Source organism: Spirosoma areae (assembly GCF_054781775.1).
Map to the genome: position 1 here is coordinate 326,801 of NZ_BAAGTT010000034.1, position 17,513 is coordinate 344,313.

A 17,513-nucleotide genomic window follows, 5' to 3' on the forward strand; every position below is an offset into this window, starting at 1 on the left:
CTAATTTTAACCGAACTTTACCCACTCGTTCGGGTTAATTGGTTAGTTTCCTCGTTAATTACTCCTATGACTTTATCTGGCACACGTTTGGATGTTATGCGATTCGTCGGCGAAAAAGTCGACGGTTCCATCGATGAATTTCTCAAACCGATTGAGACGTACTGGCAACCGGCTGACCTGTTGCCTGATACGACGAAGGAGTCCTTTTTAGAGGAGGTCAAACTGCTTCGCGAGAGCACGCGTGAGTTGTCATACGACTACGTGGCCGTGCTCGTGGGCGATACGATAACCGAAGAAGCCCTGCCTACCTACGAGTCGTGGCTGATGGATATGGAAGGCGTTGAACAGCGATCCCCCACGAGCTGGACCCGCTGGATTCGGAGCTGGACCGCCGAGGAAAACCGACATGGCGATTTGCTCAACAAATTTCTGTACCTGTCGGGGCGGGTAAACATGCGGGCCATGGAAGTATCGACGCAGTATTTAATTGCCGACGGCTTCGACATTGGCACGGGCCGCGACCCCTACCGGAATTTCGTCTACACGTCGTTCCAGGAACTGGCCACCAACGTGTCGCACCGCCGAACGGCCACGCTGGCCAAGCAGGCGGGCTGTAATCAGCTATCGAAAATTTGCGGAGTAATCGCGTCCGACGAGATGCGCCACGCTAAAGCCTATAAATCATTTGTGAGTCAGATTTTTGAGGTCGACCCATCGGAGATGATGCTGGCGTTCGAGGATATGATGCGGAAGAAAATTGTGATGCCCGCCCACTTCCTGCGCGAAACCGGGGTTAAACTCGGCGAAACGTTCAGCCACTTTTCAGATGCCGCCCAACGGTTAGGCGTCTATACGACCCAGGATTACATCGACATTGCCGAGTCGTTGCTGATTGACTGGAATATTGGGGCCGTCAACGACCTTAACGATGCCGGTCAGCGTGCCCGCGATTACCTGATGGCCCTGCCCGCCCGGCTGCGCCGGGTGGCAGAGCGAACGAAGATTCCGGCCCTTGAGTATCCGTTTAGCTGGATTGCCGCGTAGTATGAACCGGTTCGCTCTCGGCATCGGCTGGCGCATTGTCGGCATCGTCATTCTGACCAGTGCGATAACCTACTTCTTTCTTCAGGACGGAAACGGCCTGCTGCTGTTTCCGCTTCTCGTTCTTCATCTTATTGTATCGGCGAATCTTTACCGCTATGTTACCAGCCTGAACCGCAAACTGACCCGGTTTCTGGAGTCGATTCGGTATTCTGATTTTGCTGTGGCTTTCCGGGCCGACAGCAACCTCGGCCCATCGTTCTATAATCTGAACGACCAGTTCAACGAAGTGCTGGATGCGTTCCGGCAGGCGCGGGCCGAAAAAGAAGCCAACCTGCATTACGTGAACACAATTGTTCAGCACGTTAATGTTGGCCTGCTGACCTTCGATGCCGCCGGGCAGGTCGAGTTGGTGAACCAAACAGCCCTGCGCTTACTGGGAATTTACCGGCTCCGCACCATCAAAGACCTTAACGCGTCGCATCCCGAACTGAGCGAGTTATTGCGGTCATCAACAACATCGCCCACCCCGGTATCGTACCAGACCGGAGCCGATGGGGAATTGTCAGTACGCTGCACGGCAGTTCGGTTGCGGGGGCGGTTGGTAACGGTGGTGTCCATGCAGAACATCCGCCCGGAATTGCAGCAGCGCGAACTCGAAGCCTGGCAAAACCTGACAAAGGTGCTGCGGCACGAAATCATGAATTCCATTACGCCTATTGTGTCATTGGCGGGCACCATGCGCGACATTGTCGAAACCGATTTGGTGCCGCTGACCGTGTTCGAAGGTGGCACTGACCTGGCCAGGCCCTCCTTCGTTAGCGAATCGGTAAACGACCTGCGCGATGCGCTAACGACGATTGAGCAGCGCGGGGCGGGCATTATGCAGTTTGTGGACGCCTACCGCCATTTCACGACGATTCCCCAACCGATTTTTACCGATGTGCCGGTGGAGCCGCTGGTACGAAATGTACTGCAATTGGTGCAGGCCGACGCGCATAAATTCCAGATTAGCAGTATCGTATCGTCGCCGAACCTGGCCATCCGGGCTGACGCGGCCCAGGTTGAAATGGTGCTGCTGAATTTAATCAAAAATGCGGTAGAAAGTGTTGGCAAATCGACTACGCCCATCATTCGGATTGAAGCCGAGCCGGTAGGGTCCCGCGTGGTTATCCGCGTTGTTGACAACGGGCCGGGGATTGAACCCGAAGCCCTGGAGCAGATTTTTATTCCGTTTTATACGACCAAGAAAACCGGCTCCGGCATTGGGCTGAGTTTGTCGCGCCAGATTATGCAGCTCCACAGTGGCCAGCTCACCGCCGAATCGACGCCGGGCGCGGGCAGCACCTTTAGCCTCACGTTCTGAAAATTTGCTTATACTTACAGCAAAACAGCATCAACATGATTAATGCACTCTTAGTGAACGAACTGCCAGCGGTTACCCGAATTCTGCGGGAGAACGGCGTGAAGCGGGCGTATGCGTTTGGCTCCGTTTGTACCGAGTATTTTACTGAAGCAAGCGATATTGATTTACTAATTGCGTTCGATGACACACTAGACCCGATACAATACGGCGAAAATTACTTTGCTATTGCCAATGCCCTTGAGTCGCTGCTAAAACGGCCGGTCGATTTGGTGACGGAACGATCTTTACAAAACCCGCACTTCATTGCCGTGCTTAACCAAACCAAAACGACTATTTATGAGTGAGGAAGTCCGCAAGTGGCTGGATGATATAGTCGGTGCTATTCAGAACATAGACATTCACCTCGCAGGCAAACGCGATTTTGTGGCCTATCAGGCCAATATAACTGTTCGACGGGCCGTTGAACGTGAATTGGAAATTATAGGAGAAGCGACGAATCGGATTTTGAAACTAAATAGCGCCATTGCAATTTCTAACGCCCGCCGTATTGTCGATTTGCGGAATCGTGTTATACATGCGTATGATGCCGTCGATGATGCGATTGTCTGGAGTGTTGTTATCAAGAGTCTTCCCGCGCTGAAACAGGAAATTGATCATATGCTTTCGGAAGGTACCAATTAGCGTTTGAGTAGATTTTCAGTCCGTTTAAGCCGTTCCACAGTGGCCAGCTCACCGCCGAATCGACGCCGGGCGCGGGCAGTACCTTTAGCCTCACGTTCTGAAAATTTGCTTATACTTACAGAAACTTTAAACGCCGGAGTGCAATGGAAGCGGTAACGGAACAGTCGGCATACGAACAGGAACGAGGAAAACCTATGCCCAGTAAAGTACATGCTTACGTTCAGAGCAATATTATTTTTGAACTCAAATCCCGTTACAGAGACCGATTTACATTTATGTCGGAACTCAGCCTTGATTTAGACGGCTGGTGGTCGGTTCCTGATCTGGTCGTTTACCCAAAAATGGAGATTGACGTTCGGCAGGACGAAATTCGGGTAACAACGCCCCCACTTTGCGCCATTGAAATTATATCGCCCATGCAGAGCCTTCAGGAACTGATTGATAAATCGAAAGCCTATTTTGAACACGGCGTTCAATCCTGCTGGTTGGTGCTGCCCGGCCTGCGGTCCATCTACGTATTCAGTTCGTTCGATGAATTCAAGACATTCACGCATACGGATACGCTGGTAGATGACTTACTGAAAATTAGTATTCCGCTGGCAGAGGTGTTTGCGTAGATCAGCCTAAACGGTGCAGCTATTATGGGCTTCCTTCCAGGAAGCCTGTCTGTTTTTAAGAAGCTGTTTATCTGAAAAAATTACAGACAAATAAATGTTTCCTTCTTTGTAGCTTATTCCATCTGGAGTGCCCTTACCCTCCTTTTATAAGTATTTTCTAATTTTTTACAAAAAAAGTCTTAAATAATAGGTTAGATTTTCCGGGAAACGGTATCATTCTATAAAGCCCCGTAGAATGATGAGCAGAGGTTTACCTTCGGAAGCAGCGCAGCAACTTTGGCAGGATTACCGGGCAGGCGACATGTACGCCCTCGCTACACTCATGCAGAGTTATTACGCCGACCTCTTTCACTGGGGGATGCGCCTGCACGCCGACCGGGAGTTTGTGAAAGACTGCATTCAGGAAATGTTTGTCAATCTCTGGAAGATTCAGGAGTCCATCGCTTCGGTTGAGAATGTCCGGTCGTATCTGCTCGTGGTGCTTAAAAGCCGTATTCTGCGCGAACGGGCGAAAAAACAGACTACCTACCAGTTTACCCTTCCCGATGATTATTCGTTTTCCGTTGAATTCTCAGCAGACATTCATTTGATTGAGGAAGAGCACGAAGTTTACCAAATCCGAAAGCTGGAGCAAGTGCTCAATCACCTGCCCGAACGCCAGAAAGAGCTTATTTACCTGCGCTTTTACCAGAATCTGAGTTTCGAGCAAATAGCCGATGTGATGCATCTGGGCCGCCAATCGGTGTATAATCTGCTCCAGAAATCCCTGACTAATCTGCGTAAAAACTGGGTCGTGGGCATCCTGCTGCTCCTGTTTTCACTAACGGCAACGCTCAACGGTATCGACGCCTAACCAGAACACCACAACCTACAGCCATGAAAAAGTACGGCTCCTATACGGTAGACGATTTTATCCAGGACGAAGATTTTCGGGACTGGGTGCAGGGCCACAGTGACCGCGAATCATTCTGGCTATCGTTTCCCGAACAATATCCCCAACAACAGGAAGCGTTCCGACAAGCCGAGCAATTCATCCGGGCGGTCGCGGTGGTTCCCGAGCGAATCAGCGAAACCGACATCCGAAAAGAAACTGAGCAGTTCATTCAAAAAGCCAGGTCGTATAGACCCCACCGTTCTTCTTTTGCAGAGACGTTTCGGCAGGAAAACCGCTTCGTATGGGGCAGTCGGTGGGCAATGGCTGCGGCTATGCTGGTGGCTGTGGTCAGTCTGGGCTGGTACATAACTCGTCGTAGCCCAACTCAACAGGCGGGTAGATTGCCCGATGTGCTCATCAAACAGCCGGACATAGCTGCGAATCAGTTGGTTGAAACGAGTAACGACACGCAGCAACCCCTTCGTATTGTACTCACCGACAGTTCGGAAGTGCTGCTGAGTCCCAAAAGTCGGTTGCGGTATCCGGCTCAATTTGCGGGAAAATCACGCAAAGTGTACCTGACGGGCGAGGCAAGTTTTTCGGTGAAGCGACGAAATCAGCCATTTATGGTCTACTCGGGCGAAATGGTCACCAAAGTGCTCGGCACCCGGTTTGTGGTTCGGGCCTTCGACGTCGACCGGAAAATTACCGTGCAGGTGCTATCAGGAAAAGTGTCGGTCTACAAGGCCAGGTCCGAACGGGCGCCTGCCAACAAAGAAGTCAATGGGTTGATTCTGTACGCGAACCAGGCCGCTTTCTTTGAAAAAAGTGACGGCAATCTGATGAAAACGCTGGTGGCCAACCCGGCTTTAGTGGAGAGAGCCAGTAAAAACGCGCAGTTTGTGTATGACGAAGTGGCCCTGCCGGTGATTTTGCGCGAATTAGAAAAGAGCTACGGGATTCCAATTCAGTTTGACGAACAGAGTTTTAGCGGCTGTAAAATCACGGCTTCGTTGCCGAACGAGTCGCTGTACGAAAAATTAGATATACTCTGCAAAGCGGCTTCGGCCACTTACGAAATTACGGACGGCCAATTAGTAATTAGCCGGAAAGGGTACCGATAAACTTCCTAAATCAAAACCTATAAACCTTACCAAACATGAAAAAATACCTTTACAGACAACGGTGGCTAACGCTTATGCGCTTTTCACTGACGCAGGGTTTACTGATGGTCTGGTTAATGAGTGTGTCGTATGCCCACCCGACCTACGCCCAGGAGTACCTGAAAAAACGATTAACCTTAAACGTTGATAATCAAGACATAAAGTCCATATTAAGCGCTATTGAAAAAGCGACGGATGTGCAATTCGTGTATAGCACGCAGGTCATTAACCCGAAGCAGAAACTCAGCATTCACGCCAATAATGCAACGCTGGAAGAGGTCCTGAACAAGTATTTCAAGCCTCTGCCGGTTAATTATGAACTGGTTGGGCGAAAATTGGTTTTGTCGGCCAGTCTGCCCTCGACCAACGAAACGGGATTTAGTCAACCTGTCGAACAACTCGAAGAAGTCGCACCCAAGCGAATGGTGTCGGGCAGCGTGACCGACGAAAAAGGCACCGGTTTGCCGGGTGTCAGTGTCATTATCAAAGGGTCGCAGCGGGGCACGACGACCAATGCGAAAGGTGCTTTTCAGTTAGATATTCCCGATGCCGGAACAACCGTACTGGTGTTCAGTTTTGTGGGCTACGAAGGCCGGGAAATCTCGGTCGGCAATCAGTCGGTGGTAACCATCGCGCTCACACCCGAAAGCAAATCGCTGGGCGAGGTGGTCGTAACGGCCCTCGGCATAAAAAAGCAAGCCAAAAGCATCGGTTATGCCACCTCGACGGTTACATCCGACCAGATAACCGTGAACCGCACCGCCAATTTCATGAACGCCCTGCAAGGCAAAATTCCCGGTGTTAACATCACATCGCTGGGGTCAGGACCCGCCGGAACCAGCAAAATCCGCATCCGGGGGCAGTCGTCTTTTGGCGGTAATAACTCGCCCCTGATTGTGGTCAATGGCGTACCCATCGACAATACGAACTACGCAGCCAGAGGAGACGTCTCCGAAAAAGGCAGTAACCGCACTTCCGATGGGGGCGATGGTCTGAGCAGCATCAACCCCGACAACATCGAGACCATGACTGTGCTCAAAGGGGCGGCTGCTTCGGCCCTTTACGGCTCCCGCGCCAAAGACGGGGTCATCATGATTACGACCAAAACCAGGGGCGTCGGCACGGGCATTGGGCTGGAATACAATTCTAATTTCACGACCGACACGCCCTTAGATTATACGGATTACCAGTACGAATATGGTCAGGGCGAAAATGGTATGCGCCCGACGGCCCCGTTTCCGACATCGGGGCAGTGGAGTTTCGGGGAGAAGTTTCAGCCCGGCATGACGCAGATATTATTCGATGGGGTCGAGGTGCCGTATGAACCGCAGCGCAATCAAATTACTCAATACTACCGAACCGGACAGACCTGGACGAACACCCTGACGCTGTCGTCGGGAAACGAATTTGGGGGGTTTAGCCTGTCGGTCTCCAACTTAGACAATAAGACCATCCTGCCCGGTTCGGGCTATAACCGCAAAACCATTAATCTGGGGTTTACCCAAACGCTGGCCAAAAAGCTGACTGTATCGGGCAATATCAACTACTCCAACGAAACCCGGACGAACCCGCCCAACATTGCCGAGCAGGATTACAGCCCCGTTGTTTTGTTCAACATGGCGAACTCGCTGCCGCTGAGTTTGCTGGAAAAATACGCGACCGATGCCAACGGCAACGAAGTAGTCTGGTCGCGGTTTACGAACCGGACGAACCCGTATTTTGCCCTGCAACGCTTCGACAACATCCGCAACGACCGCGTGTTTGGTAACCTGACAGCCCGGTATAATTTTACGGACTGGCTGTTTTTGCAGGCGCGGGTTGGTCAGGATTATTACGCCCGCGAACAGGATTATAACCTGCCTACTGGCAGCCAGCGACAGGCGGCTGCACCCGCCGGGTTCGTGAACGGGCAGTATGTGCAGGACGCCCGGAATGTGCGCGAACTTAACACCGATTTTCTCATCGGAGCCAACCGCACCTTCGGCGTTTTTGGCGTGAACGTGAACGCGGGCGGCAACCAGATGTACCGCAAAATCAGCCGCCACAACGTCTTCGTGCAGAACTTTTATACCCGTGGCCTCTATACCATCGGCAACGGGCAACAGCGCGACGCTACCTACGAAATCTCGGAGCGGCAGGTGAACTCATTGTATGGATCGGCGGAGGTGTCGTATAAAGATTTTCTGTTCGTCAACGGAACCGTCCGCAACGACTGGTTTTCGACGTTGTCGCCCGCCAACCGCAGTATTTTGTATCCGTCGGCAACGGTCAGCTTTGTGTTTTCGCAGGCCCTCGCCAGCGCCTTGCCGAACTGGATAACCTTTGGCAAAATCAGGGCCGCTTATGCTGAAGTCGGCAGCGATACCGACGTGTCGCCCTACGCTAATAACCTGTTCTATGGCATTAATGCCCAGCAGTTTCCCTCGCCGAGTGGGACCTCCCAACCGTTGGCCAGCATTAGCGGCTCAACCGTTCCGAACGCCAACCTGCGGCCCATGCGCGTCTCCGAAAAAGAAGTCGGACTGGAGTTGAAACTGTTCAATAGCCGCGTTGGACTCGACCTGACCTACTACGACAAACTATCGTCTGACCAGATTCTGCGGGCGCAGACTTCCGATGCGGGTGGCTACCTCACGCAGCTAATTAACGTGGGGCAAAGCCAGAATCGGGGCCTGGAAATGTTGCTGACCCTCTCTCCGGTAAAACGGGTAGACTTTAACTGGGATGTCAATATTAATGCGGCCTACAACGTAACGAAGGTGCTTGATTTAGGCTCAAGCGTAAGCGATAACATGATTACCGTGGGCACGGGCGATTTCACCGGCGAACTCCGGCAGGTAGTGGGCCTGCCCATGGGGCAGTTGTTTGGCTTCGGCTATCTGCGCGATGCCCAGGGCCGACAGATTTTCGACGCGGGCAACGGTCGCCCCCTGCGAACAGCCACCCAGCTAAGTTTCGGTAGTGCGCTGCCCTTATGGGTCGGTGGGTTCACGAACAGTTTCAGCTACAAAGGGCTGAATCTGTCGTTCCTGATTGATTTCAAGCTGGGGAACAAAATGATTTCCGGGACCAACCACAACGCCTGGCGGCATGGTCTGCACAAAGCAACGCTGGTTGGACGGGCCGAAAACTTCGTCATTGGCGATGGGGTGAATGCGAATGGCGAGGTCAATAAAACCAAGTCGGGCGTGCAGGCCTATTATGAAACCGTTCGCTCACAGAACATTGCCGAAGAGTTCGTGTACAACGCCGGACTCTGGCAATTGCGGCAGGTAACGGTCGGCTACGATTTCACTAAATTTTTGCCAGCCTCCAGCAAGTTCATCAAAGGCGTCCGGCTGAATGCGGTGGCGAATAACGTAGCGGTCATCAAGAAATGGGTGCCGAATATCCACCCTGAGCAATTCGGCTTCCCATCCGATAATTTAATCGGTTTGGAAGCAACCGGTTTACCCATAACCCGCAGTATTGGATTTAACTTAAATGTCAGGTTCTAAGACAGTTTCATGTTTCATGTTCCAAATTCCATTGAACCTGAAACCATAAACTAACAAATATGAAAACGCTCCATAAATACATACCTGCCTGGGTCTTGACCTTCTTTTTTCTGGCTTCCTGCGATAAGGGTTTTGACCAGATGAACGTGAACCCCATTGCGCTCACGGCGGTGGAACCGGCCTTCCAGCTCAATACCGCTATTGTGGCCAGCGCACCAGGCTATGGCAATCTGAGCTACGAAACAACCATCGTAAAGCAAATGATTACGCCCTTCAGTGGGCAGGGGTCGGCGGCTAATTTCAACCAGGACAACCGGGCTGTTGCCGCCGGAAACTGGAATACCTATTACCAGTCGGTGATAAAAGAACTGACTGATGTACTTACGAAAACAAAGGATGACCCGAACCGCTCGAATCTATACAACATGGCCCGAATCTGGCGGGCGTATTCGTTCATGACGCTGACCGATACCTACGGCGATATTCCCTATACGCAGGCGGGCAAGAGTTATCTGGAAGGCATTATCACCCCGGTTTATGATACACAGGAATCGATTTATACCGACATTCTGAATGAATTAGATGGCGCTTCGGCGGCATTGGATGCCAAGAAAACCAAAGTGTCCAGCGATGTACTCTACGATGGCGACGTGCCCAAGTGGAAGAAATTAGGGTACTCGCTGTTGCTGCGGGCGGCCATGCGGCTTTCCAAAGTGAACCCAACCAAAGCCGCCGAATACGTGGGCAAGGCCGTAGCGGGCGGGGTCATGCAATCGAACGACGACAATGCCATCATCCGGCACAACGCCAGTTTCACCAATCCGGTAGGCTCTCAACTGAACGGCGGGCAATCGGCGTTTTTCTACTTAGCTGAAGATTTTGTCTCGTTTCTGAGCAAAAACAACGACCCTCGTTTGGCGTCCATTGCCGTTCGGTATGTAGGGGCAACGAGTGGCGCTCAGCAGGTGGAGTCGCGGGCCAACCGCACGCCCAGCGTTCAGATTGGTGCGCCATTAGGCTACGACAATACCACCATCAGCAGCGCCGTAACGGCCAGTAAATTAGCCAGTTTGTGGGATTACAGTCAGCTTGACAAAACAAGAATGGCTGCCCTGCTGGCCCCCAGCTTTTTAGTTACTTACGCCCAAACGCAGCTTCTGCTGGCCGAGGCTGTTTTTCGGAAATGGACAACGGGCGATGCCGCTGCCCTGTACAGCAACGGCATCCGGTCGCACATGCGGCAGTTGTCGGCTTATGGCGCAACAACGGCCATTCCCGATGCGGCCATCACGACCTACGTAACAGCTAACCCACTAACGCCGGGTAAAGAACTGGAGCAAATCAACACGCAGTACTGGGTCGCTTCGTTCCTGATTGGCCCTGAAGCCTGGGCCAACTTCCGCCGAAGTGGCTTCCCGGTATTGACCCCCAATCCGTTCCCTGGCAGCGACTTAAAAACCGAGCCGTTTATCCGGCGGCTGACTTATACCGATGCCGAACTCAATGTCAACAAAACCAACGTGCAGCAGGCTATCAGCCGACAGGGTCCGAATTTGTTGGACACCCGTGTTTGGTGGGATAAGAAGTAAAGCCACTATGTTCCCACCTTTTATTCGTACATGAAAAATCTGAAGCAACGACTGAAACAGGGCGAAACGCTCAACGGGTGCTGGCTGAATCTGGGCAGTTCGCTCACCGCCGAAATTGTGGGTCAGGCGGGTTTCGACTGGGTACTCATCGACCTCGAACACGGAGCGGGAACGGAGAAAGATGTCTTGTTTCAGCTACAGGCTCTTGAGCATACGGCTGTGGGCGCTATTGTGCGGGTCGAGAGCAGCGAACCGCAGCGCATTAGCCGGGTGCTCGACATGGGCGCGGAAGGCATCATGTGCCCGAAAATCAATAACCCGGCGGAGGCACAAAAAGTGGTCAATGGACTGCATTATCCGCCACACGGGAGCCGGGGTGTTGCCAAAATGGTGCGGGCAACCGGTTTCGCGCAGAATTTTGCTCAATACTACGAACAGGCCAGAGATACCATTCTGGGCGTGCTGCAAATTGAAACCGTTGAGGTGCTGAACCATTTAGATGAAGTGGCGGCCATTGAGGGCGTTGATGTGCTGTTTATCGGTCCCGCCGACCTGTCGATGGAGTTGGGTATTTTCGGGCAGTTCGACCATCCCCGGTTCAAAGAAGCTTTACAAAAAACGGTCGATGCGGCTCAGAAAGTAGGCAAATCGACCGGCATTCTTTTTTTCAACCCCGACGATTACCAGCGTTATCATGACCTCGGCATCCGGCTGATTGCCTGCGGTGCCGATGCCACTTTTGTTGCTGACGGTGCGCGGAATCTGGCCAAAAAGATGGATGGTTTTCGGGCAGCGTATAAATAGTTTGAGTAGGCTGGAACGCTGATCCATATGATTCTTATGATTAACTATGAATCAGAATCTTACCTAATCATAAGAATCATATAGATCAGCGTTCTATCATTTCCATAGTCCAACCATTCCTTAATTTTCCCCGAATGACCGATCCTCTTTTTATTTTAGCCGTTGGTGTACTGATTGTCGTGGGTGGTATTATCGGGCTGAAACTGCACCCGTTTCTGGCCCTGTTGCTTGGAGCGTTTGTTGTGGCGCTGATGACACCCGCTTCGGCCATCGAACAATACGCTATTGCAAAGGGCACTGCACCAGCCGCAGCCCTCGCATTAACCAAAAAAGGCATCGGCGAGCGGATTGCCGTTGAATTTGGCAACACCTGCGGCAAAATCGGCATTCTGATCGCGATGGCCGCCATCATTGGCAAATGTATGCTCGAAAGCGGGGCTGCCGAACGAATCATCCGGTCGATGCTGAAACTTACAGGCATCGGGAAAGCACCCATTGCTTTCTTAGTTAGTAGTTTCTTCATCGGCATTCCCGTGTTTTTCGATACGGTTATCTTCCTGATGATGCCCTTAGCCAAAGCCATGACCATGCGGATTGGCAAAAATTACCTGTTGCTGGTGCTCTGCATTATGGCCGGGGCCGCCATGGCCAATTCGTTGGTGCCCCCTGCTCCCGGCCCTTTGTTTCTGATTGGTGAAATGAAAATTCCCATCGGGATGATGATGATTGGCGGTACTATCGTGGGTCTTTTCACCATTACATCCGGTTATTTTTTCGCGCTATGGGCCAATCGAAAATGGCCGATTCCGTTACGCGATTCGTTGGATGCGCGACTGGAAGATATCAAACTGATTGCGGCCAAAGAGGATGCCAACCTCCCCCCACTGGGCGTGTCGCTGCTGCCGATTCTGATTCCACTGGTCTTCATCTGCGCTGATACCGCCATAGGTGCGATGGCAACACCCGGCGCAGCCGCCACGCAATCCGCTTTTCAGAAAGGACTATTCGATTTAATCCATTTTTTTGGAGAGAAGAACATTGCGGTTGTTATGGGTGGTGTTGCGGCCCTGTTGATTCTTGTCAACCAGAAGAAGAGCGGGAAAGAGGGGCTGGCTCCTTTTGTGCAGGCGGCTCTGATGAGTGCGGGAGGCATTATTCTCATCACGGCTGCGGGCGGAGCATTCGGGGGCATGTTGCAGCAAACCGGCATCAGTTCGCGCATTGCCGACATGACCAAAGGTTACCAGATGGCCCTGATTCCGCTGGCCTTTCTGATTGCCGCCGTTGTTCGCACGGCGCAGGGTTCGGCTACGGTGGCACTCATTACGGCTTCGGGAATTCTGTCGGGGATGGCGACTAATGCCCAACTGGAATTTCACCCGGTGTATCTGGGCTTAGCCATCGGCTGCGGCTCTAAATTAGTGCCCTGGATGAACGACGCCGGTTTCTGGATTGTGTGCAAGCTGAGTAACTTAACCGAACAGGAAGCCCTGAAAACAATTTCGCCCCTGCTGGTGGTGATGGGCCTGACGGGGCTGGTCGTTATTCTGATTGGCGCGCAGTTGTTTCCGTTGATATAACGCCCCACCCCAAAGAGGCTTCTTTAGCTATGGAAAAAGTAGGATTTATTGGCTTAGGTATCATGGGCAAACCAATGGCCCTGAATTTACTGAAAGCGGGCTATTCGGTATCCGTTTTGAGCCAAAGTAAGGCTGCCGGCGAGTTGGTTGAAGCGGGTGCTAAGACCTTGCCGACAAGCGCAGTATTGGCCCCTGAGTGCGACATAATTATTACGATGCTGCCCGATTCACCCGATGTTGAGCAGGTCATATCCGGGCCGGATGGCGTACTGGCGGGCATTCGACCGGGCGCGCTGTTCATCGATATGTCGACTATTGCGCCTGCTTCTGCCAAAAGCATTTACGCGGCCATGCAGGAGAAAGGCGTGGAGAGTTTAGATGCTCCGGTGTCGGGTGGGCAGGTGGGCGCGGAGTCGGCTTCATTGTCGATTATGGTGGGCGGAAGTGCGACTTCGTTTGCGCGGGCGTTGCCACTGTTTCAGGCAATGGGCAAAAATATTGTTCACATTGGCGAACCGGGCGCGGGCCAAACCACCAAAGCGTGCAATCAGATGATTGTCGGGATGACTATTCAGGCGGTTGCCGAAGCCTTTACCTTAGCCAAAAAAGCCGGGGTTGATCTCGAAAAAATGCGCGAGGTACTGCTCGGCGGATTTGCCCAGAGCCGCATTCTCGATTTGCACGGCAAACGGATGATCGACCGGAATTTTGTGCCGGGTTTCAAGATTAAACTGCATAAGAAAGACATGGGCATTGCCTTGCAGACCGCACGGGAGTTTTCGGTTACGCTCAGCGGAACGGCCCAGGTTGACACCCAGATGGAAGCGGCTGTGAATCAGGGAAATGGTGATTTAGATCACAGTTCCTTACTGTTATTGCTGGAGAAATAAGTAAAAAAAAGACCCTTACCAACATGAAACGCAAACAGTTTATTCAGGTCATTTCGGCAGGTTCTGCGGGAGCCGCCTTCGGAACCGGGCCGTTGCAGGCAAAAGCTGAAATTAAGGCCGCCGTTCCCAAAAAAGTGCTCATGAAAGTCGGTTGCCAGTCGGGCGGCACAACCAAAGAAAATCTTGAATTCAAGGCCCGGCATGGCGTGTATAATTTAGACGGTGGCGCGCCGAAAACCATCCCCGGTAAAGGCTGGGATTTGGACGACTCGATGAAGAAACGGGACGATTGCGAAAAGTATGGCATCACGCTGGATGCGTATCATTTTCCGCTGGCATCGTCGGGCATCGACAAGGCCGAATACCCGAACATCATGCTCGGCAAAAGCCCGGAGCGCGACCGGGAAATCGAAATTCTCCAGCAAATGATTCAGGTCGCCGGAAAAACCGGCATTAAAGTCCTCAATTACAACACGACCATTCTGCCCGTTTTGCGTACTGGCAAAACGACCGATCCCAAACGCGGCAATGCCGATTACAGCACCTGGAATTATGAGGAAGCCCTAAAGCAAAATCTGCCCAAAACAATAGCGGGCGACGTGTCGATTGAGCAGATGTTTGAGCGCATCACCTACCTCCTCGACCGCATACTGCCCGTTGCCAAAGAATACAAAGTGAAATTGGCCAACCACATTGCCGACCCACCAACGCCGGTTGGGTATCGCGGCATCACGCGCTGGAACAGCCCGGATGTGTTCAAGGGAATTCAGCGATTCGCCAAACTCTACGACAGCGAGTATCACGGCTTCAACTTCTGCATTGGTTCGATAGCCGAAGGGCTGAAAGACCCGAAAACGGAAATCATGCCGATTATCAAATGGGTCGGTGAGCGAAACCAGATTTTCAACGTTCATCTGCGTAACATCAAAGGCGGCTGGAACAATTTTCAGGAAGTATATCCCGATAACGGCGATATGAATTTTCTGCACGTTGTCCGGGCCCTGCGCGACGTTGGCTTTAACGGGATGGTTATGCCCGACCATGTGCCGCACCATGCCGACCCGGCCAGCGGTTTGCAGGCCTTTTCGTTTTGCTACGGCTACATCAAAGGACTGCTCCAGACCGTGACGGATGAAGCGTCATAGAATATTTACAAACCCCCAACCCCCTGAAGGAGGCTTTGTCCCAGAGTGAGCAAAGCCTCCTTCAGGGGGTTGGGGGTATTTTTAAACTAATTATGCACCACAAAATCGGCCCCTGCATTCAGGAAATTCACATTACGCCCATTGCCATCGTTGACCCTCCGCTGTTGAATGCCGCAGGGTTACACGCCCCCTATGCCCTCCGCACTATTGTTGAATTAGTGACGGACGACGGTATTTCGGGCATTAGCGAGATTCCTGGCAACAGCGACATAGACGCGGCCCTGGAGGAATCCAAAACCCTGCTCATTGGCAAAGATGTCTTTCAACTGAATGACATCCGGCGGGTGCTGGTCAACCAATTCGGGACCGACACAGCAGCCGAACGGGGCGAAACCCCCTGGGACCAGCGGAAATTGGTGCATATTTTCAGCGCCATCGAAGTGGCCTGCATGGACATCATCGGCAAAGTTACGGGGCGACCCGTCGTTGATTTGCTGGGCGGCAAAATGCGCGAAAGCGTGCCGTTTTCGGCCTATCTGTTTTATAAATACGAAGGTGCGGGCGGCAAACTGGCGTTCGGCACGGACCCCACTGCGTCGGGATGGGCCGCTGCCCGGCAGAAGTCTGCCCTGAATCCGGCGGAGATTGTGGCGCAGGCAAAAGCCATGTGCGCCGAGTTTGGCTTTCAGTCCATTAAGCTGAAAGGGGGCGTATTTGACCCGCAGCAGGAAGTCGATGCCATGTTCGCGCTGCACGAAGCGTTTGGCCCCAATGTGCCCCTGCGTATTGACCCAAACGCGCTTTGGAAAGTTGAAACGGCCATCAAACACGGCAAGCAATTAGAACCCATTCTTGAATACTTAGAAGACCCGGTCCGGGGTCAGGAAAACATGGCGATGGTGCGAAAAGCGGTGAAAACGCCACTCGCCACCAACATGTGTACAACCTCGTTCGAGGATATCCCCCGCAGCATTACGCTGGGTGCGGAGGACATTATCCTGAGCGACCACCATTTCTGGGGTGGCCTGCGGGCTTCCATGACGCTCGTGGGCATCTGCGAAACCTTCGGGCGGGGGTTGTCCATGCACTCCAACAGCCATTTGGGTATCTCGCTGGCGGCAATGGTTCACCTCGGCGCGGCCTTACCGAAACTTCCCTACGCGCTCGATACGCATTATCCCTGGCAGTCGGACGAAGTTATTACCGCCGGTCGGTTCACTTTTGAAGACGGAGCCGTTGCCGTGCCGCAGGAACCCGGACTCGGCGTCGAACTCGACCGGGATGCCTTAGCAAAACTGCATCAGAATTATCTGGCTTGTGGCTTAAAAAAGCGGGATGATGAAACCGAAATGCAGAAAGTCCAACCTGGCTGGCGGTTTCAATCCGTTCGGTGGTGATGGGGGTAATAGTATCCATAAACGTGGGAGAGTTGGATTCGTTGACGTATATTCGTACTTGTTAACCAAGTCAGGATACCGTTATGATCGCCACTATCGAGACCCTACCTACCGAATCCAATACCGTTTTGCCAACTCATTTTCAGACGGTTGACGAATTTGAAGCGTGGGAACGTCAGCCTCCGTTTAAAGGCAGCTATGAATTTGTGGCCGGTCACATCATTCCCAAACCCGCCATGAAACAAGACGAAGCAGATATTGCTGATTTTCTAATTCGGCAGTTTATACAAACGCCCCAGTTCGCTCAGAAACACACTTTATTGCCCGAATTGGATGCCTATATTGATGCAACTCGTCGGCGCAGGCCGGACTTAACCTACCTCACCGACCTACAAAGACAAGCCATACGCCGTGGCGAGCGGGTCAGCACCCTGTTTGCCATCGAAATCCTGTCCGAATCAGAAACTTACAACGACGTACTGGACAAGTTGCAGGACTACTTCGACGGTGGGGCGCAGTTAGTTTGGTACATCGCTCCAAAGCGCCAGAAGATTTTCGTCTACACCTCCCCCGACGACTCAAAAACCTACAAAGGACAGGCTGTCATTTCGGCGGCTCCCGTCGTGCCGGAGTTGCAATTTATGGTGGCGGATATGTTTATTTAGCTTTTGCTCGTTTTTCCACTAAATATTTACTAAAAAAGTAAACGGAAAAAGATTCCGTTCTTCTGTCTGTAAATTTGTTTACTTTTTAAGAGACTGTCTAAAAATAGCATTTTGATAAAAATAAGGAGCCGGTAAGTTTGTAGGAACAAAGAACCACCAATGTATCCTACTGATCTGACCGACTCCCAATGGCAAGTTATTCAA

General features: G+C 52.2%; 15 protein-coding genes. All 15 read left to right on the forward strand.

Translation table 11 applies throughout. The annotated features are described in order from the left end of the window. Nucleotides 1-66: 66 nt before the first annotated feature. Nucleotides 67-1,044, forward strand: coding sequence for an acyl-ACP desaturase (locus ACYVI1_RS20590; protein ID WP_460912666.1), 978 nt, complete (start codon nucleotides 67-69; stop codon nucleotides 1,042-1,044). Nucleotide 1,045: 1 nt separating this feature from the next. Next, on the forward strand, nucleotides 1,046-2,407 hold the full coding sequence (locus tag ACYVI1_RS20595; RefSeq protein ID WP_460912667.1) for a sensor histidine kinase: 1,362 nt from the start codon (nucleotides 1,046-1,048) through the stop codon (nucleotides 2,405-2,407). A gap of 35 nt (nucleotides 2,408-2,442) precedes the next feature. Further along, nucleotides 2,443-2,751, forward strand: a complete 309-nt coding sequence (locus tag ACYVI1_RS20600; RefSeq protein ID WP_460912668.1) for a nucleotidyltransferase family protein — start codon at nucleotides 2,443-2,445, stop codon at nucleotides 2,749-2,751. After that, nucleotides 2,744-3,088, forward strand: a complete 345-nt coding sequence (locus ACYVI1_RS20605; RefSeq protein ID WP_460912669.1) for a HepT-like ribonuclease domain-containing protein — start codon at nucleotides 2,744-2,746, stop codon at nucleotides 3,086-3,088. The genes ACYVI1_RS20600 and ACYVI1_RS20605 overlap by 8 nt, the downstream gene beginning before the upstream one ends. 143 nt (nucleotides 3,089-3,231) lie before the next feature. Continuing rightward, nucleotides 3,232-3,705: a Uma2 family endonuclease gene (locus tag ACYVI1_RS20610; protein WP_460912670.1), complete on the forward strand. Its 474-nt coding sequence runs from the start codon at nucleotides 3,232-3,234 to the stop codon at nucleotides 3,703-3,705. 235 nt (nucleotides 3,706-3,940) lie between these two features. Further along, on the forward strand, nucleotides 3,941-4,558 hold the full coding sequence (locus tag ACYVI1_RS20615) for an RNA polymerase sigma factor (RefSeq protein WP_460912671.1): 618 nt from the start codon (nucleotides 3,941-3,943) through the stop codon (nucleotides 4,556-4,558). A gap of 23 nt (nucleotides 4,559-4,581) precedes the next feature. Next, complete coding sequence (locus tag ACYVI1_RS20620; protein WP_460912672.1) at nucleotides 4,582-5,703, forward strand: FecR family protein; 1,122 nt, start codon at nucleotides 4,582-4,584, stop codon at nucleotides 5,701-5,703. 35 nt (nucleotides 5,704-5,738) lie between these two features. Next, a complete protein-coding gene (locus ACYVI1_RS20625) occupies nucleotides 5,739-9,239 on the forward strand; it encodes a SusC/RagA family TonB-linked outer membrane protein (protein ID WP_460912673.1) in 3,501 nt (1,166 codons plus the stop codon). Between the two features lie 59 nt (nucleotides 9,240-9,298). After that, nucleotides 9,299-10,828 carry a SusD/RagB family nutrient-binding outer membrane lipoprotein gene (locus ACYVI1_RS20630; protein WP_460912674.1) on the forward strand — a complete coding sequence of 510 codons (1,530 nt, stop codon included), beginning with the start codon at nucleotides 9,299-9,301 and terminating at the stop codon, nucleotides 10,826-10,828. Between the two features lie 30 nt (nucleotides 10,829-10,858). Then, nucleotides 10,859-11,632, forward strand: coding sequence for an HpcH/HpaI aldolase family protein (locus ACYVI1_RS20635; RefSeq protein ID WP_460912675.1), 774 nt, complete (start codon nucleotides 10,859-10,861; stop codon nucleotides 11,630-11,632). 134 nt (nucleotides 11,633-11,766) lie between these two features. Then, the gene (locus ACYVI1_RS20640; protein ID WP_460912676.1) at nucleotides 11,767-13,212 is read left to right on the forward strand and encodes a GntP family permease; all 1,446 of its coding nucleotides are present in this window, start codon (nucleotides 11,767-11,769) and stop codon (nucleotides 13,210-13,212) included. Next, nucleotides 13,209-14,102 carry a 2-hydroxy-3-oxopropionate reductase gene (locus ACYVI1_RS20645; RefSeq protein WP_460912687.1) on the forward strand — a complete coding sequence of 298 codons (894 nt, stop codon included), beginning with the start codon at nucleotides 13,209-13,211 and terminating at the stop codon, nucleotides 14,100-14,102. The genes ACYVI1_RS20640 and ACYVI1_RS20645 overlap by 4 nt, the downstream gene beginning before the upstream one ends. Nucleotides 14,103-14,125: 23 nt before the next feature. Then, nucleotides 14,126-15,247: a mannonate dehydratase gene (locus ACYVI1_RS20650; RefSeq protein ID WP_460912678.1), complete on the forward strand. Its 1,122-nt coding sequence runs from the start codon at nucleotides 14,126-14,128 to the stop codon at nucleotides 15,245-15,247. A 92-nt stretch (nucleotides 15,248-15,339) separates the two neighbouring features. Then, nucleotides 15,340-16,644, forward strand: a complete 1,305-nt coding sequence (locus ACYVI1_RS20655) for an enolase C-terminal domain-like protein (protein ID WP_460912679.1) — start codon at nucleotides 15,340-15,342, stop codon at nucleotides 16,642-16,644. A gap of 83 nt (nucleotides 16,645-16,727) precedes the next feature. After that, the gene (locus ACYVI1_RS20660) at nucleotides 16,728-17,309 is read left to right on the forward strand and encodes a Uma2 family endonuclease (protein ID WP_460912680.1); all 582 of its coding nucleotides are present in this window, start codon (nucleotides 16,728-16,730) and stop codon (nucleotides 17,307-17,309) included. Nucleotides 17,310-17,513 lie beyond the last annotated feature (204 nt).

Bases quoted from the DNA above. Each gene is read 5' to 3' on its own strand.
- ACYVI1_RS20590 (WP_460912666.1), top strand. From the start codon at position 67: ATGACTTTATCTGGCACACGTTTGGATGTTATGCGATTCGTCGGCGAA.
- ACYVI1_RS20595 (WP_460912667.1), top strand. From the start codon at position 1,046: ATGAACCGGTTCGCTCTCGGCATCGGCTGGCGCATTGTCGGCATCGTC.
- ACYVI1_RS20600 (WP_460912668.1), top strand. From the start codon at position 2,443: ATGATTAATGCACTCTTAGTGAACGAACTGCCAGCGGTTACCCGAATT.
- ACYVI1_RS20605 (WP_460912669.1), top strand. From the start codon at position 2,744: ATGAGTGAGGAAGTCCGCAAGTGGCTGGATGATATAGTCGGTGCTATT.
- ACYVI1_RS20610 (WP_460912670.1), top strand. From the start codon at position 3,232: ATGGAAGCGGTAACGGAACAGTCGGCATACGAACAGGAACGAGGAAAA.
- ACYVI1_RS20615 (WP_460912671.1), top strand. From the start codon at position 3,941: ATGATGAGCAGAGGTTTACCTTCGGAAGCAGCGCAGCAACTTTGGCAG.
- ACYVI1_RS20620 (WP_460912672.1), top strand. From the start codon at position 4,582: ATGAAAAAGTACGGCTCCTATACGGTAGACGATTTTATCCAGGACGAA.
- ACYVI1_RS20625 (WP_460912673.1), top strand. From the start codon at position 5,739: ATGAAAAAATACCTTTACAGACAACGGTGGCTAACGCTTATGCGCTTT.
- ACYVI1_RS20630 (WP_460912674.1), top strand. From the start codon at position 9,299: ATGAAAACGCTCCATAAATACATACCTGCCTGGGTCTTGACCTTCTTT.
- ACYVI1_RS20635 (WP_460912675.1), top strand. From the start codon at position 10,859: ATGAAAAATCTGAAGCAACGACTGAAACAGGGCGAAACGCTCAACGGG.
- ACYVI1_RS20640 (WP_460912676.1), top strand. From the start codon at position 11,767: ATGACCGATCCTCTTTTTATTTTAGCCGTTGGTGTACTGATTGTCGTG.
- ACYVI1_RS20650 (WP_460912678.1), top strand. From the start codon at position 14,126: ATGAAACGCAAACAGTTTATTCAGGTCATTTCGGCAGGTTCTGCGGGA.
- ACYVI1_RS20655 (WP_460912679.1), top strand. From the start codon at position 15,340: ATGCACCACAAAATCGGCCCCTGCATTCAGGAAATTCACATTACGCCC.
- ACYVI1_RS20660 (WP_460912680.1), top strand. From the start codon at position 16,728: ATGATCGCCACTATCGAGACCCTACCTACCGAATCCAATACCGTTTTG.